The sequence below is a fragment of the Streptomyces sp. NPDC001450 genome (genome assembly GCF_053597295.1).
Map to the genome: position 1 here is coordinate 79085 of NZ_JBSFHY010000043.1, position 14238 is coordinate 93322.

Consider the following 14238-nt stretch of genomic DNA (forward strand, 5'->3'; position numbering starts at 1 on the left):
CGTCACGCCCCGACCGTCGGCGGCATCCAGCTCTGGGGGTTCACCGGAGGCTGCTGCTCGCGCTCCATGATCCCGCGCCGCCGGATCTTGTTGAGCACGTACACGTTGCCCAGGTGCATCGCGCCGAGCACCAGCAGCACCACGCCGAGCTTGACCGACAGCACCTCGAAGATGGCCCGGGTGTCGCTGACGTCGCTGTTGTCGGTCAGGAACAGGGCCACGAAGCCGAGGTTGACGAGGTAGAAGCCGACCACCAGGAGGTGGTTGACGGCGTCGGCGAGCTTCTCGTTGCCGTGCAGCACGTCGGCGAGGAAGACCCGGCCGTTGTGGCTGAGCGTGCGGGCCACCCAGACGGTCAGCGAGATGCTGACGATCAGGTAGATGACATAGGCGATGACGATGCGGTCCATGCGCCCCACCCCTTCTTGAACGCGTTCAAAACGCTGACAGGGGTGACTGTAGACCTGTTTTTGAACGTGTTCAACTCAATGGTGAGGGCTGGCGGGAGACCTTCGTCTCAGCCTCTGCGGCCCAGGGCCGGCCGCTTGGTGTAGTCGGTGAAGCCGAGGACGTTTCCCCAGGGGTCGGCGATCTCGACGGTCCAGCCGGTGGCCACCGGGAACACCTCGTCCAGCGGTGGGATCCCGGCGGCGGCCAGCTTCCGCGCCGCGGCCCGCGCGTCCGGCACCTCCAGCCACAGGCGCGGTGAGGGCCAGAGCGGCGGCCGGTGCCCCAGCCCGTCCTCGAGGCGCAGCAGAATCCCGGGCGTCTCACCGCCGACCTTCAGCAGTGCGATCCCGGCCTCGTCGAACCGGAACCCGAGGGCGAACCCGGCCCGCTCGTAGAACCCGACGGCCTCGCCGAGGTCCCCGACGGGCAGCAGTACGTTGTCGAACCCGAGCAGCTCGTACGACTCTTCGTCTGACATGTCGTCAGATTAAGGTGTAAGCCGGACAAGATGCGAGGAGCCCCACCGAAGCGGATTCGGCGGGGCTCCTCAGGGTGCCCGGGGGGGGGCTCACGGGCGGCGAGGGCGGCCCGCTTCGAGGATCTCGGCGACGTCCAGGGTGACCTTGGCGCCGAGGGAGTCGGGGAGGGTGACCATCTCGCCGGGGGCGTGGGGGCGGTGGTTCTCGTACTTGTCCCCGGCGGGGTCCGTGAGGACGTGGAGGCGCTGGTGCTTGCGGTCGACGATGACGTAGACCGGGACCTTCGCCTCCGCGTACGCGGCGACCTTGGTGCGCAGGTCGGTCCGGTAGTTGCTGGAGGTGACCTCCAGGACCAGGCGGAAGCAGACGGGGTCGTAGCAGTTGTTCTCGGCGTAGTGCTCCTCGAAGTCGGCGTCCACGACGACGAGGTCCGGAATCGCGTAATCCTCGCCCCCGTCGGGGAGCCAGAGGCCGATGCCCTGGAGTACTTGTGATTCCGGTCCGTGCAGCCCGGCTGTCAGGAAGGGGACCATAAGGTCGGTCAGGGCCCGGGCGTGGGCGCCGTCCGGGGGCGGGGACGCGAGGATCTGGCCTCCGATGATCTCGACGCGGTAGCCCGGATGGCGCTCCATGATCTCGTCGGCCAGTGCCGTCAGTGGCCGGTCGCCGGAGCTCCACTCGGCAGGTGCTGTGGACATCACGTGCCTCCCGTGGGCTGGTGCCGAGAGCATCATCGTAGGACGGACCATGCCCGTGCGTCCTGCGCGATCGTGTTCACCCGATCGTGTTTCCGCACGTCAGAGGGCCCCGTTCCCAGCGGAAACGGGGCCCTCACCGACGTACGGATGCCGACGTCAGAAGCGGCGCGTGATCAGCGCCTTCTTCACCTCGGCGATCGCCTTCGTGACCTCGATACCGCGCGGGCAGGCGTCCGTGCAGTTGAAGGTCGTGCGGCAACGCCACACGCCGTCCCGGTCGTTGAGGATCTCCAGGCGCTGCTCGCCCGCCTCGTCACGGCTGTCGAAGATGAAGCGGTGGGCGTTCACGATCGCGGCCGGACCGAAGTACTGGCCGTCGTTCCAGAACACCGGGCAGGAGGACGTGCAGGCGGCGCAGAGGATGCACTTCGTCGTGTCGTCGAAGCGCTCACGGTCCTCGGCGGACTGCAGACGCTCACGCGTCGGCTCGTTGGTGTCCTTCGTGATCAGGAAGGGCATCACGTCCCGGTACGCCTGGAAGAACGGCTCCATGTCCACGACCAGGTCCTTCAGGACCGTCAGGCCCTTGATGGGCTCGACCGTGATCGGCTTCTCGGGGTTGATGTCCTTGATCAGCGTCTTGCACGCCAGGCGGTTCTTGCCGTTGATCCGCATCGCGTCCGAGCCGCAGATGCCGTGCGCGCAGGAACGGCGGAAGGTGAGGGTGCCGTCGACGTCCCACTTGATCTTGTGGAGACCGTCGAGGACACGCTCCTTCGGGTCGATTTCCAGCTGGAAGTCTTCCCACGTCGCCTCGGCCGAGACCTCCGGGTTGAAGCGGCGGATCCGGAAGGTGACGGTGATGTAGGGAGAGGCCGCGGCGTCCGCCTCCACCTTGTCCAGAACAGGGGTTGCCATCAGTACTTACGCTCCATCGGCTGGTAGCGGGTCTGGACGACCGGCTTGTAGTCGAGACGGACGGTTTCCGAGCCGTCGGCGCCGACCTCGCGGTACGCCATCGTGTGGCGCATGAAGTTGACGTCGTCGCGGTTCGGGTAGTCCTCGCGGTAGTGACCGCCGCGGGACTCCTTGCGGGCCAGGGCCGACACCGCCATGACCTCGGCCAGCTCGAGCAGGTTGCCCAGCTCGATGGCCTCCAGCAGGTCCGTGTTGAACCGCTTGCCCTTGTCCTGGATCGACACGTTCTTGTAGCGCTCGCGCAGCTCGGCGATCTTCTCGACCGCCGTCTTGATCGTCTGCTCGGTGCGGAACACCATGACGTTGGCGTCCATGGTCTCCTGCAGCTCGCGACGGATCTGGGCGACCCGCTCGTTGCCGGTGGAGTTGCGCAGCTGCTCGATCTGCTCGACGACGAAGGCCTCCGGGTTCTCCGGCAGCTCGACGAAGTCGGCCGTGTGGGAGTACTCGGCGGCGGCGATGCCCGCACGGCGGCCGAACACGTTGATGTCCAGCAGCGAGTTGGTGCCGAGGCGGTTGGCACCGTGCACGGACACGCAGGCGACCTCGCCGGCCGCGTACAGACCCGGGACGACGGTGGTGTTGTCCGCCAGGACCTCACCCTCGACGTTCGTCGGGATGCCGCCCATCGCGTAGTGCGCGGTCGGCTGGATCGGGATCGGGTCCGTGTAGGGCTCGATGCCGAGGTAGGTGCGCGCGAACTCCGTGATGTCCGGGAGCTTGGCGTCCAGCTGCTCCGGCGGGAGGTGCGTGAGGTCGAGGTAGACGTGGTCGCCCTCGGGACCGCAGCCGCGGCCCTCGCGGATCTCCGTGTAGATGGAGCGGGAGACGACGTCACGGGACGCGAGGTCCTTCATGACCGGCGCGTACTTCTCCATGAAGCGCTCGCCGTCCTTGTTGCGGAGGATGCCGCCCTCACCACGGGCGCCCTCCGTCAGCAGGATGCCCATGCGCCAGATGCCGGTCGGGTGGAACTGGAAGAACTCCATGTCCTCCAGCGGCAGACCGCGGCGGTAGACGGCGGCCTGGCCGTCACCGGTCAGCGTGTGGGCGTTCGACGTCACCTTGAAGAACTTGCCGGTGCCGCCGGAGGCGTAGATGACCGCCTTCGCCTGGAAGACGTGGATCTCGCCGGTGGCCAGCTCGTACGCCACCACACCGGCCGACTTCTTGACGCCGTCGACCTCGGTGATCAGCTGGTCCAGGACGTAGAACTCGTTGAAGAACTCCACGCCCTCCTTGACGCAGTTCTGGTACAGCGTCTGGAGGATCATGTGGCCGGTGCGGTCGGCCGCGTAGCAGGAGCGGCGGACCGGGGCCTCGCCGTGGTTGCGGGAGTGACCGCCGAAGCGCCGCTGGTCGATCGTCCCGTCGGGCGTCCGGTTGAACGGCAGGCCCATCTTCTCCAGGTCGAGGACGGCGTCGATGGCCTCCTTCGCCAGGATCTCGGCGGCGTCCTGGTCGACCAGGTAGTCACCGCCCTTGACCGTGTCGAAGGTGTGCCACTCCCAGTTGTCCTCCTCCACGTTGGCCAGCGCGGCGGCCATACCGCCCTGCGCGGCGCCCGTGTGGGAGCGGGTGGGGTAGAGCTTGGTCAGGACCGCGGTGCGGCTGCGCTTCGTGGACTCGATGGCCGCGCGCATGCCCGCGCCGCCGGCGCCGACGATGACGGTGTCGTACTTGTGGATCTTCATGATTCTCGCAGCCCCGTGCCTAGCGGATGTTCGGGTCGAAGGTGAAGATCACCAGCGTGCCCAGCAGGATGGTGAACACCGTGGCGGTGTACAGCAGGCCCTTCAGCCACAGCCGGGTGTTCGCGCGCTCCGCGTAGTCGTTGATGACCGTGCGCAGGCCGTTGGCGCCGTGCAGCATCGCCAGCCACAGCATCAGCAGGTCCCAGACCTGCCAGAACGGGGACGCCCAGCGGCCGGCCACGAAGGCGAAGCCGATCTTGGAGACGCCGCCGTCCAGCACCAGCTGGATCAGCAGGTGGCCGAGGACGAGGACGACCAGCACGATGCCGGACAGGCGCATGAACAGCCAGGCCGCCATCTCGAAGTTGCCCCGGGTGGACTTCGGGGTCTTCTTGGTCCGCTTGCGCGGCGCCTCGATGAGCGGGGCCGGGTCGTCGACCGTGTAGAGCGGGGCGCCCTCGACGGGGCCGACTCCGGACGCGGTGGTTTCAGTCGTGGACATGGGCGTCAGCTCCCGAACAGAACACGAGCGGCGTGGCCGAGGACGGGGTAGATCGCCCCGGCCATCAGGACGACCCAGACGCCGACGACGGTCCAGAGCATCTGCTTCTGGTAGCGCGGGCCCTTCGACCAGAAGTCGACGGCGATGACGCGCAGGCCGTTGAGCGCGTGGAAGAGGATGGCGGCGACGAGGCCGTACTCCAGCAGCGCGACGATCGGAGTCTTGTACGTGGCTACGACCTTGTCGTAGTCCTCGGGGGAGACACGGACGAGTGCGGTGTCCAGCACGTGAACGAACAGGAAGAAGAAGATGAGGACGCCGGTGACTCGGTGAGCCACCCAGGACCACATTCCTTCCCGGCCGCGGTACAGCGTTCCAGCCGGCACGGAAGAACCCTCCGGGAGCGGGGACTAGGGCCGCGCCGGCTTCGGTGTCGGTCGGGCCCGGCCGGGTACGGTCCACCGGCCCTCAGCATCGTATCCATGCGGTGCGCCGCCGCTTACGGGGGGCCTACCTGTGTGATCAAACTGGCATCGGATGGGCTATTGCCTTGCGGCTACTGGGGTGGCGTGTCCTGTTATTTGCCGGGTGCGGGTGCGTTGTGGCTGGTCGCGCCCCGCGGTGGAGCCGCTGGTGGATGCGGTCCCGCGCCCCTCAGGTGAGTTACCAGCCTGCTTCTCGCAAGGCGCCGGAGTTCCTCGGCTGCCACTACCCGTTCCTCCTCCGGATCGTTCGCCAATCGTGATCGGATGCCTTCGAGGATGCGGTCGAGGGCCTCCTCGCGAGGACAATCACCCAGATAGATGACGAAAACGTGTCCGAATCGGGCCTCGTAGGCCGCGTGGGCCGCGCTCAGAGCCGTGTGGGCGGCGGAGTACGTGTCCTCCGGCAGCTCCGGAAGCGACTCGCTCGCCAGCGCCTCGGCCAGATCCCCCGGCGACAGGTCGTACGCCGCCTCGTCCGCCGCTGCCAGGAGGGAGTCCAGGTCGGGATAGGGGCGGTGCTCGGTCAGGCGGCGGGACCAGTGCAGGCTGCGCAGGCAGTGCAGGAGCAGGGCGCGGGCTTCGTCGGCGGGAGCGGCGTTGAAGGCGTCCAGCGGTTTGGGGAGGTACGGGAGACGGTGCGCAGGCAGCGTGGGTCCTCGCGTCACATGTGGTGTGGCAGGGGATGCCGTGAAAGGTGTGTCGTCACGTTATCGAGAGTGGTCACTGTGTGTCCGACCGATGCCCGAATTTCACTCGAACGGGAGAGTTTCAGAACACCTCGACGACGAATGAACCCTCGATCGGTCGTACGTTGGCTGGGTGAGCCAGCACAGGCGCCGGGCCTCGGCGCAGCAGGTGAGGCGGAAGCGGGCGGTCATGGCCGCCGCGTTCGTGGGGACCGTCGCGTTCGGCGTGGGCGTCGGCGTGTGGGCCTCGGCGGACGGCGGCGGGAAACCGGCGGGGAGCGCGGCGCAGGCGCCGTCGGAGCGCACCTCCGGCGCCGCGTCCGGTCGCGCCGCCACGCCGAGCAGTCCCTCGCCCAGCCGGTCCTATCCGCTCTCCCAGGCGCCGCGCACGATACCCGCGGTGCGCTCCCACACCCCGGCGCGCGGTCCCGGCTGGCGGCCGCAGCGGGGCGAGCGGGTGGTGGTGAGCGATCCGGAGCTGGCCGACGAGGGACGGCTGATAGCCGGTGAGCTGGGGCTGGCGTACGCGGGGAAGAAGGACGACGTGCGGGCCGGGGATCTGCGGCTGGCCCTGGGCAGCGGGGGCGGGAACCCGGAGTCGTACACCATGACCGTGCGCGGCGGGCGGGTCGACATCAGCGGGCCGGGCGACGCGGGCGTCTTCTACGGCACCCGCACCCTCAAGCAGGAGGTCCACGGCGGCGGTACGGCGCCGGAGGGTGTCGTACGCGACGAGCCCGCCAAGCCGCGGCGCGGCTTCATGCTGGACATCGCGCGCAAGCCGTACACCGCGTCCTGGATCGAGGACCGGATACGCGAGCTGGGGGACCTGAAGTTCAACGAGCTGGGGCTGCACTTCTCCGACGACCAGGGCTTCCGGATCGAGTCCAGCACCCATCCCGAGATCGTCTCCAAGGACCATCTGACCAAGGCGCAGGTGAAGCAGATCGTCAGCCTCGCGGCCGCCCGGCACATCACCGTCGTGCCCGAGATCGACTCGCCCGGGCATCTGGGCGCGGTCATCGCCGCCCACCCCGACCTGCAGCTGCGCAACGTGAACGGGGTGGCGACCCGGGGCGCGATCGACATCTCCAAGCCCGCCTCGGCGAAGATCGTCGACGACCTGCTGGGCGAGTACGCCGGGCTCTTCACCGGCGACCAGTGGCATCTCGGCGGCGACGAGTACCAGGCGCTGACGGTGGCGAACCCGCAGGCGTCGTATCCGCAGCTGGCGGCCGCCGCCCAGCAGAAGTACGGCTCCGGCGCGACCGTCGCCGACCTCGCGACCGGCTGGCTGAACGACCGGGCCGCCACCGTGCGCGCCCACGACCGGACCATGCGGGCCTGGAACGACGGCTTCTTCCGCGACACGTCGGTGCAGCCCGCCAAGGACCTCCAGGTCGCCTACTGGACCGGCAAGGAGATCGGCGCCCGGCAGCCGGTGGAGTACCTGAGCGCGGGCCGCAAGGTGCTCAACTACAACGACGAGTTCCTGTACTACGTCCTCGGGCAGCCGCAGACCTTCGTCTACCCGACCGGGCAGCGCATCTACGAGCAGTGGAACCCGCGGGTGCTGCGCGGCACGACCGCCGTACCGGCGGGCTACGACGGGCAGATACTCGGCGGGTCCTTCGCGGTGTGGAGCGACATCGCGGGCGCCCAGACGCAGGACCAGGTCGCGGCCGGCATCCGGATGCCGCTGCGGGCCACCGTGCAGAAGCTGTGGGACCCGCGTACGCCCGCCCTGTCCTGGGCGCAGTTCAAGCAGCTGGCGGACCGGCTGGGCTGACCCCGTCGAGTGGACGCACGGGGGCGGTGAACCGTATCTTCCGCGTGCTGCGACGTACCTGGGGGACACGGGGGGACTCACCATGAACAGTTATGCCATGAGCGCCGGCGCGAAGGGCGCCCGGCTGCGTTCGCCGGTCGGGCTCGGCAGGGCCGCCGCCGTGCTGCTCGGCCTGGTCGTCCTGACCGACCTGGCGGCCGTGGCCGCCGGTCTGAACGTGCACCGCGTGGCGGACGACCTCGCGGCGGGCACCGGCCCCCTCGGCAAGCACCTCTCCGGGCGCGCCGACCAGGCGGACACCCTGTACTCCGCGGCGGGGGCCGCACAGAGCGTGGTCTGGCTGGTCTCCGCGGTCGTGTTCCTGGTCTGGTTCTACCGGGTGCGGGTGAACGCCGAGGTGTTCAGCCCCGACGGGCACAGCAAGGCGCGCGCGTGGACCGTCGCCGGCTGGGTGGTGCCCATCGCGAACTTCTACTTCCCGCGCCGGATCGCCCTGGACGTCTGGGACGCCAGCCACCCCGTCGGCGTGCGGGCGCGGCACGGGCTGATCAACGCCTGGTGGGGGTTCTGGCTGCTCTCCACCGCCGTCGGCCGGCTCATGGAGAGCGAGTACGAATCGGCGCGCACCGCCCCGGCGATCCGGGACGCCGCGCTGCACGTCATGGTCGCCGACGGCGTCGACATCCTGGCCGCCACGCTCGCCGTCCTGCTCGTGCTGCGGCTGACCGGCATGCAGCACGAGAAGGCCCTCGCGGGACCTGTGTTCGTCCCGGCTCTTGGCTGAAAACCCACTTCTGTGACACTCTCTCGCCGTCGCACGCAGTAAGGGGAAGTGCGGGCTCCGTAAAGGCGGCGCCCTGGCGAGGGAGGCTTTCATGAGCCTGGTGGAACTGATCGCTCAGGCCGACGAACGCGGACTGGCTGCCAGTGGGCTGGCTTGTTTGGATCGGTGCGTGCCTCTGCTGGGCGGTGACGACGAGGTGCTGCGCCCGCTGTGGGCGAGCCTCGCCGACGGCTCCGAGTGGGGCGCCGGCCTGGAGAAGGCGCGTGGCGCGCTCGGTCCGGCGCAGGCCGGCGAGGACGAGGCCGAGCAGCTCGCCCACCGCATGCTGGACGCGGCCCCGGACGAGCGCACCACCGAGGCGATACGGGCCTGGGCCGACGCCTGCTCCGTCGCCTCCCTACGCATCCACCGGCTCCTCGACCCGGCCGCGGGCGGCAGCTCGTCGGCCGACGGCCTGGAGACCGGGCGCGCGGGCGGCGCCGCCGACGTGTCCCCGCTCGTCGCCGCCGAGCTGCGCCGTCAGGTCGTCGTCCTGGAACTCCTCGCCGAGCACGGCTCGAACGGGCTGCGCCGCGCCCTGGACGTCTCGGTCGAGGGCCGCCGGGTGCTGCAGGCGGTGGTGTCCCGCCGGGCCCGCAGCCGCGGCTGACCGGCATTCAAACCCCAGTTCTGGGGGAGTCCTGTGGCTGTCGTGCGGCGGCGGTGGGGCGGTCCTGCGCCGGTTGGGGAATCGGGTCCGATCCGCGTGACGGATGTCAGGCCCCGCCCGCTTCTCCCTATGTGACAGCGCAGTTCGTGACAGCACAGCAGGAGACCAGGGCGCACGCGGCGGCGAAGCCCGTCCGGTGGGCGGCCGACGCGGTGGCGACCATGCGCGAGGGCGCGCGGGTGCGGCTCGACTACTCGGCACAGAGCCTGTGGCGGGTGGACCGGATGATCGAGGACATCCGCCGCGAGGAACCGCCGTACGCGGCGGTCGAGAACGTGCTGCGCGGCTTCGGCGCCTACGCCGGCGAGGTCATCGTCCGCCAGGCCCGCGCCGAGTGGTGGTCGACCGGCGGCGACCACTGGATCCGCACGCCCGACGGCAAACTGTGGGACCCCATCGAGGAGGCCCGCCGCTGCTTCGCCGGCCAGGGCTCCCTGCGCCTCCTCTGCCGCGACGCGACCGCCTCCGCATGAACACCCGGCGGGGCCCCTCCGGGATGAGCGGGCCCTGGCCGCAGGGCCGCGTCGTTCAGGTGATGTGTCCTGGTTGATCACATGATGCCGAGGGTGATCAGTGGACGGTTGGCGTCGCGGGTGTGGTGGCGGAGTCCAGCGGCGATGTTCGTCTGGTTGCCGAGTCGGAGAGCGCCGATGGCCAGGTTGCGCAGGGATGGCATGGCACGTGGAGCGGTGCCGGTGCGTACGCGGGAGCTCGGCGTACGTGGTGTCCCTGACCAGGCCTCATGGAAGGGGATGAACTGCGGATGGGTTGAACCGGGATCCTTACTGTGCGCCAACGTACAGCGAACATCCCCTGCCTACCCTGGCATTTTCGCCGCCCAAGCGGAGCCGACCTCCCCTCTTCGCGCGGGCCTGTGTCGGCTGTGGGGAACCCTGTGACAAGATCCGCTGGCATGTCATCTGCCATGTCGTCTGCCATGCCTTCGTCGCCCACGGGTCCCTCAAGAACCGGTCGCCGTCTGCTGGTCGCCCTGCTCGCGCTGCTCGCGACAGCAGGCTCCACCGTGGCCGAGGCCGGCACGCCGTCCGGCCCGGCGCCCGGCGCCGCGGTGAGAGCGGCCGAACCCGCGACGCCCGACCGCCCCAGCTACGACGTGAAGCTGCGCGCCGACGCCGACGGCTCCCACTGGGCGGGCCGGCAGACGGTGTCCTTCCGCAACGCCTCCAGCCGGCCCCTGCGTGAGGTGTACATACGCCTGTGGGGCAATGGCGAGGACGGCTGCGGGACATCCGGAAGACCGTCCCCCGTCCGCGTCTCCCACGTGCGCGGCGGCACTCCGGGCCGCCCCGGCGTGAAGTGCACGGCGCTGCGCATCGCTCTGCCGAGGCCGCTCGCACGCGGCGAGCGGACAGCCGTCTCCTTCGACTTGGCCCTCACCGTGCCCGCACGCAACAACCGCTTCGGCCGCGAAGGCGCGTTCCGCTTCCTGGGCAACGCGCTGCCGGTCCTCGCCGTGCACGACGCGAGGGGATGGCACCTCGATCCGTATGTGTCGTACGGCGAGAGCTTCTACACCCTGGCGAGCGACTTCCGGGTGCGCCTTGACCACCCGTCCGCCCTCAAGGTCCCGGCGACCGGCAGCACATGGACCCGCCCCGGCGGTACCGGGCGTACGGTCACCCACAGCGTCGCCAAGCGGGTGCGGGACTTCGCATGGGCGGCGGGCCCGTTCCGCACCGCGACCCAGACCTCGCCCGACGGCGTGCGCGTGAAGTCGTACTGGTCGCCGAACACGCCCGCCGCCGGTGTCCGCCTCAACCGCAAGGACGGCGTCGCCGCCATCGACCGGTTCGGCAGGGAGTTCGGCCGCTATCCGTACGGCGAGATCGACCTCGTGATGACCCCCGGGTTCGCCGGCGGCATGGAGTACCCCGGCCTGGTCATCCTCGGCACCGAGGAGGAGGGCGGCGCCACCGTCCATGAGATCGCCCACCAGTGGTGGTACGGCGTCGTGGGCAACGACGAGTACAACTCACCCTGGCTGGACGAGAGTTTCGCTCAGTACGCCAACGCGCGCTACTACCGCTGGGACGGGTTCGAGTGCTCGCCGGACGACTCCTGGCCGAGCGCCACCGCCGCGCTCACCAACTCGATGGCCTACTGGTCTACACACCGTGACGAGTACTTCCAGGTCGTGTACGGGATCGGCCCTTGCGTCCTGGCCGACCTGGAGCACGTCCTCGGGGCCGGCACCATGGCGCGCCTCATCAAGAAGTACGCCCACGAACACTGGTACGGCGTCTCCACCACCGCCGGCTTCAAGAAGGCCGCACAGTCGATGACGCACAGGGACCTCGGCCCCTTCTGGCGGAAGCACCGCATCCGCTGAAGTCGCACTCCGCTCGCGGGTGACGGGCGTACCCCGTCGGCGCCACGATGACGGTGACCGACGGGGTACGCGGGCAGGGCGGCGTCGTTCCGGCGGTGCATCCGGGTTGATTGGGCTTCAGGAGCTGGGGCAGGACTGCGGGGGCTGACGCGGAGGCAGGCACGACTTCCGGTGATCATGAGGTGTCGAGTCCCTGATCACCACGACGGAAGACCGTGCCTGCCCGCTCATCCTCGCTCATCCCGCGCCCTCTGGGCCAACTCGCCGACACCGCGCCGACCGTCCCCGATGACCTCCCCGGCCTGCTGACCTGCCTGGCTCAGGTGCCCGATCCCCGCCGGGACCAGGGCCGACGCCACTCGCTCGCCTTCGTCCTCTCCCTGACCGCGTGCGCGGTCCTGGCCGGAGCGAAGTCCCTGGCCGCGATCGCGGAGTGGGCCGCCGACGCCCCGCCCAACGTCCTGGCCCGGCTCGGTGGCCCATGCCGGGAGCCGGGCCTCGGCCCCGTCGCCCCGGCCGAGGCCACCGTGCGTCGTGTCCTCCAACGCATCGACGGCGACGCGCTGGATACAGCCGTCGGAAGTTGGCTCGCCGGGCGCGAACGCGCCGCCGGCCAGGAGGAGAACGACAGCGACCGGCGGCCCCTGCCCTCCCTCGCCGTGGACGGCAAGACCGTGCGCGGTGCCCGCCGCACCGACGGCACCCAGGTCCATCTGCTCGCCGCGATGACGGGGACCGGTCTGGTCACCGCCCAGCGCGAGGTGGACGCCACGACCAACGAGATCACCGCCTTCCAGCCCCTGCTTGCCCCGCTCAACCTGCACGGCACGGTGGTCACCTTCGACGCCCTCCACTCGCAGACCGCCCACGCGCGCTTCCTCGTCGAGGACAAGCACGCCCACTACATCGCGCTGATCAAGGGCAGTCAGCCCACCCTGCACCAGTGGCTGAAGGCCCTGCCATGGCGGGAAGTGCCACTCCTGGACAAGACGCGGGCCACCGCGCACGGCCGCGACGAGATCCGCCGGATCAAGGCCGCCGCCGTCGCCAGGATCGCGTTCCCACACGCGGTGCAGGCCGTCCAGATCGTGCGCCGCCGACGGATCGTCACCACCGGCAAGGTCACCCTGGAACGCATCTACGGGGTGACCGACCTGACCGCGGAGCAGGCCGACGCAACCGAGATCGCCCGCCGCGTCCGCGGCCACTGGGGCATCGAGAACAAGATCCACCACGTCAGGGACACCACGTACGCCGAGGACGCCTCCCGCGTACGCACCGGCACCGCTCCACGTGCCATGGCATCCCTGCGTAACCTGGCCATCGACGCTCTCCGACTCGGCAACCAGACGAACATCGCCGCTGGACTCCGCCACCACACCCGCGACGCCAACCGTCCACTGATCACCCTCGGCATCATGTGATCAACCAGGACACATCACCTGAACGACGCGGCCCTGGCCCTGGCCGCGCAGGCTCTCGGCATCCTCGAATTCACATCTTGGAGCGTCATGTTCGATATCGCCTTTGTACCGGACTCCGTTCGGGAGCCCAGCGAGAAGCAGCTCGCCGAACCCCCGATGGCGAATCGGTAACCGTCACACGGTCAGTGACCGGGAACTGCACGGTCGCCGAATTCCTCGCCGCCGCCTACAGGTTCTCCAGCGAGGTGCTGGAATTCATTGACGAACGTTATCCAGCCTTCCAGGAAAACCCGGCCCATCAGAAGCCGGCCGGCATGGTGGAAGAGCTGAAGGCGCCGTAGGCATCCGTGTGGGTGCTCGTGGACGTGGTGGTGGTCGCGTCGGTCGTCTTGGCCCTCGCGATCACCCCGCGTGCCCCTCCTCCGGCCTCCCCAAGCTTCGGACTGCTCATCAATTCTGGTCATCCGACAACCACATTAGAAGGCCGTCCGATCATCTTTGGTCGCTTCCGGGCAGACTTATCGCCCGCCGGGCTGGCGCGCCTACGGTGCGGTTGCGGGCGGGTGAGGAACCGGAGCCCGCCGCAGCCGACAACCAAGGGGAGGCGCCGATGGCGAGTGTGGAAGTGGCTCTGAAGGAAATGATGACCGGGGTCGAGGGGGCATTGGGGGCGGCCGTCGTCGACTACACCAGCGGCATGGCCCTCGGCACCCTGGGCGGGGGCAGAGACCTGGACCTGACGGTCGCCGCAGCCGGGAACACGGACGTGATCCGCGCCAAGGTGCGCACGATGGAGCATCTGGGCCTTGAGAGTCAGATCGAGGACATCCTGATCACGCTGGAAGGGCAGTACCACCTCATCCGGCTGGTGACCGGCCGCAGCGGCAACGGCCTGTTCGTCTATCTCGTCATCGACAGGGCCCGCTCGAACCTGGCCATGGCCCGCCATCAGCTCAAGCGGATCGAAGAGCAACTCGAGGTCTAGGTCACCTTCAAGAACCGGGCTGACACGCGCCCATGAATTGAAAACTTCTTCAAGTCATCACATGGAGAGGATGACAACTCATGAACGAGAGGCACCCGGACCGAGAAGAATGAGCAGGCACGACACGTGTCGCGGTGGCGTCCTCAGGGCGCCTCGGCCGACTCCATCAGTGGTCCTCATTCCGGTTGTACGAGTACATCGGGGCTTCGATGTACTTCGGGTTGC

The 14238-nt window shown here is 69.2% G+C and carries 17 protein-coding genes; 8 read left to right on the forward strand and 9 right to left on the reverse strand.

Annotated features, from left to right (window positions below; translation table 11 throughout):
- Window positions 1–2 precede the first annotated feature (2 nt).
- From ACWC5O_RS36360 to ACWC5O_RS36395, 8 genes are all read right to left on the reverse strand, one after another.
- Entirely contained in the window at window positions 3–410 is a 408-nt protein-coding gene (locus tag ACWC5O_RS36360; protein WP_450584049.1) for a hypothetical protein, read from the reverse strand.
- Between the two features lie 107 nt (window positions 411–517).
- Window positions 518–928, reverse strand: a complete 411-nt coding sequence (locus ACWC5O_RS36365; RefSeq protein ID WP_450584047.1) for a VOC family protein — start codon at window positions 926–928, stop codon at window positions 518–520.
- Window positions 929–1018: 90 nt separating this feature from the next.
- Window positions 1019–1627: a Uma2 family endonuclease gene (locus ACWC5O_RS36370; RefSeq protein WP_450584046.1), complete on the reverse strand. Its 609-nt coding sequence runs from the start codon at window positions 1625–1627 to the stop codon at window positions 1019–1021.
- Window positions 1628–1783: 156 nt separating this feature from the next.
- The gene (locus ACWC5O_RS36375; RefSeq protein WP_450584044.1) at window positions 1784–2545 is read right to left on the reverse strand and encodes a succinate dehydrogenase iron-sulfur subunit; all 762 of its coding nucleotides are present in this window, start codon (window positions 2543–2545) and stop codon (window positions 1784–1786) included.
- A complete protein-coding gene (gene sdhA, locus ACWC5O_RS36380) occupies window positions 2545–4299 on the reverse strand; it encodes a succinate dehydrogenase flavoprotein subunit (RefSeq protein ID WP_450584042.1) in 1755 nt (584 codons plus the stop codon). The genes ACWC5O_RS36375 and sdhA overlap by 1 nt, the downstream gene beginning before the upstream one ends.
- A gap of 19 nt (window positions 4300–4318) precedes the next feature.
- Complete coding sequence (locus ACWC5O_RS36385; RefSeq protein WP_450584040.1) at window positions 4319–4801, reverse strand: succinate dehydrogenase hydrophobic membrane anchor subunit; 483 nt, start codon at window positions 4799–4801, stop codon at window positions 4319–4321.
- A 5-nt stretch (window positions 4802–4806) separates the two neighbouring features.
- On the reverse strand, window positions 4807–5187 hold the full coding sequence (gene sdhC, locus ACWC5O_RS36390; RefSeq protein WP_043406142.1) for a succinate dehydrogenase, cytochrome b556 subunit: 381 nt from the start codon (window positions 5185–5187) through the stop codon (window positions 4807–4809).
- 191 nt (window positions 5188–5378) lie between these two features.
- Complete coding sequence (locus ACWC5O_RS36395) at window positions 5379–5951, reverse strand: 2-oxo-4-hydroxy-4-carboxy-5-ureidoimidazoline decarboxylase (RefSeq protein WP_450584038.1); 573 nt, start codon at window positions 5949–5951, stop codon at window positions 5379–5381.
- 211 nt (window positions 5952–6162) lie between these two features.
- On the opposite strand from ACWC5O_RS36395, the gene ACWC5O_RS36400 reads away from it, so the two are divergent.
- The 4 genes from ACWC5O_RS36400 to ACWC5O_RS36415 all read left to right on the forward strand — a co-directional run bounded on the left by ACWC5O_RS36400 (window position 6163) and on the right by ACWC5O_RS36415 (window position 9727).
- Complete coding sequence (locus ACWC5O_RS36400) at window positions 6163–7761, forward strand: beta-N-acetylhexosaminidase (RefSeq protein WP_450584176.1); 1599 nt, start codon at window positions 6163–6165, stop codon at window positions 7759–7761.
- A 97-nt stretch (window positions 7762–7858) separates the two neighbouring features.
- Window positions 7859–8545, forward strand: coding sequence for a DUF4328 domain-containing protein (locus ACWC5O_RS36405; RefSeq protein WP_450584037.1), 687 nt, complete (start codon window positions 7859–7861; stop codon window positions 8543–8545).
- 91 nt (window positions 8546–8636) lie between these two features.
- Window positions 8637–9194 carry a hypothetical protein gene (locus tag ACWC5O_RS36410; protein WP_450584035.1) on the forward strand — a complete coding sequence of 186 codons (558 nt, stop codon included), beginning with the start codon at window positions 8637–8639 and terminating at the stop codon, window positions 9192–9194.
- Window positions 9195–9340: 146 nt separating this feature from the next.
- Complete coding sequence (locus ACWC5O_RS36415) at window positions 9341–9727, forward strand: hypothetical protein (RefSeq protein WP_450584033.1); 387 nt, start codon at window positions 9341–9343, stop codon at window positions 9725–9727.
- A 77-nt stretch (window positions 9728–9804) separates the two neighbouring features.
- Here ACWC5O_RS36415 and ACWC5O_RS36420 read toward each other — a convergent pair whose 3' ends face one another.
- Window positions 9805–9930 (reverse strand): hypothetical protein, encoded by a 126-nt coding sequence (locus tag ACWC5O_RS36420; RefSeq protein WP_450584032.1) that lies wholly within the window; start codon window positions 9928–9930, stop codon window positions 9805–9807.
- A 261-nt stretch (window positions 9931–10191) separates the two neighbouring features.
- On the opposite strand from ACWC5O_RS36420, the gene ACWC5O_RS36425 reads away from it, so the two are divergent.
- The 4 genes from ACWC5O_RS36425 to ACWC5O_RS36440 all read left to right on the forward strand — a co-directional run bounded on the left by ACWC5O_RS36425 (window position 10192) and on the right by ACWC5O_RS36440 (window position 14013).
- Window positions 10192–11604, forward strand: a complete 1413-nt coding sequence (locus ACWC5O_RS36425; protein WP_450584030.1) for a M1 family metallopeptidase — start codon at window positions 10192–10194, stop codon at window positions 11602–11604.
- Between the two features lie 215 nt (window positions 11605–11819).
- The gene (locus tag ACWC5O_RS36430) at window positions 11820–13028 is read left to right on the forward strand and encodes an ISAs1 family transposase (protein WP_450584029.1); all 1209 of its coding nucleotides are present in this window, start codon (window positions 11820–11822) and stop codon (window positions 13026–13028) included.
- 185 nt (window positions 13029–13213) lie between these two features.
- Complete coding sequence (locus ACWC5O_RS36435; protein ID WP_450584028.1) at window positions 13214–13369, forward strand: hypothetical protein; 156 nt, start codon at window positions 13214–13216, stop codon at window positions 13367–13369.
- A 269-nt stretch (window positions 13370–13638) separates the two neighbouring features.
- Window positions 13639–14013, forward strand: a complete 375-nt coding sequence (locus ACWC5O_RS36440) for a hypothetical protein (RefSeq protein WP_450584027.1) — start codon at window positions 13639–13641, stop codon at window positions 14011–14013.
- Window positions 14014–14238 lie beyond the last annotated feature (225 nt).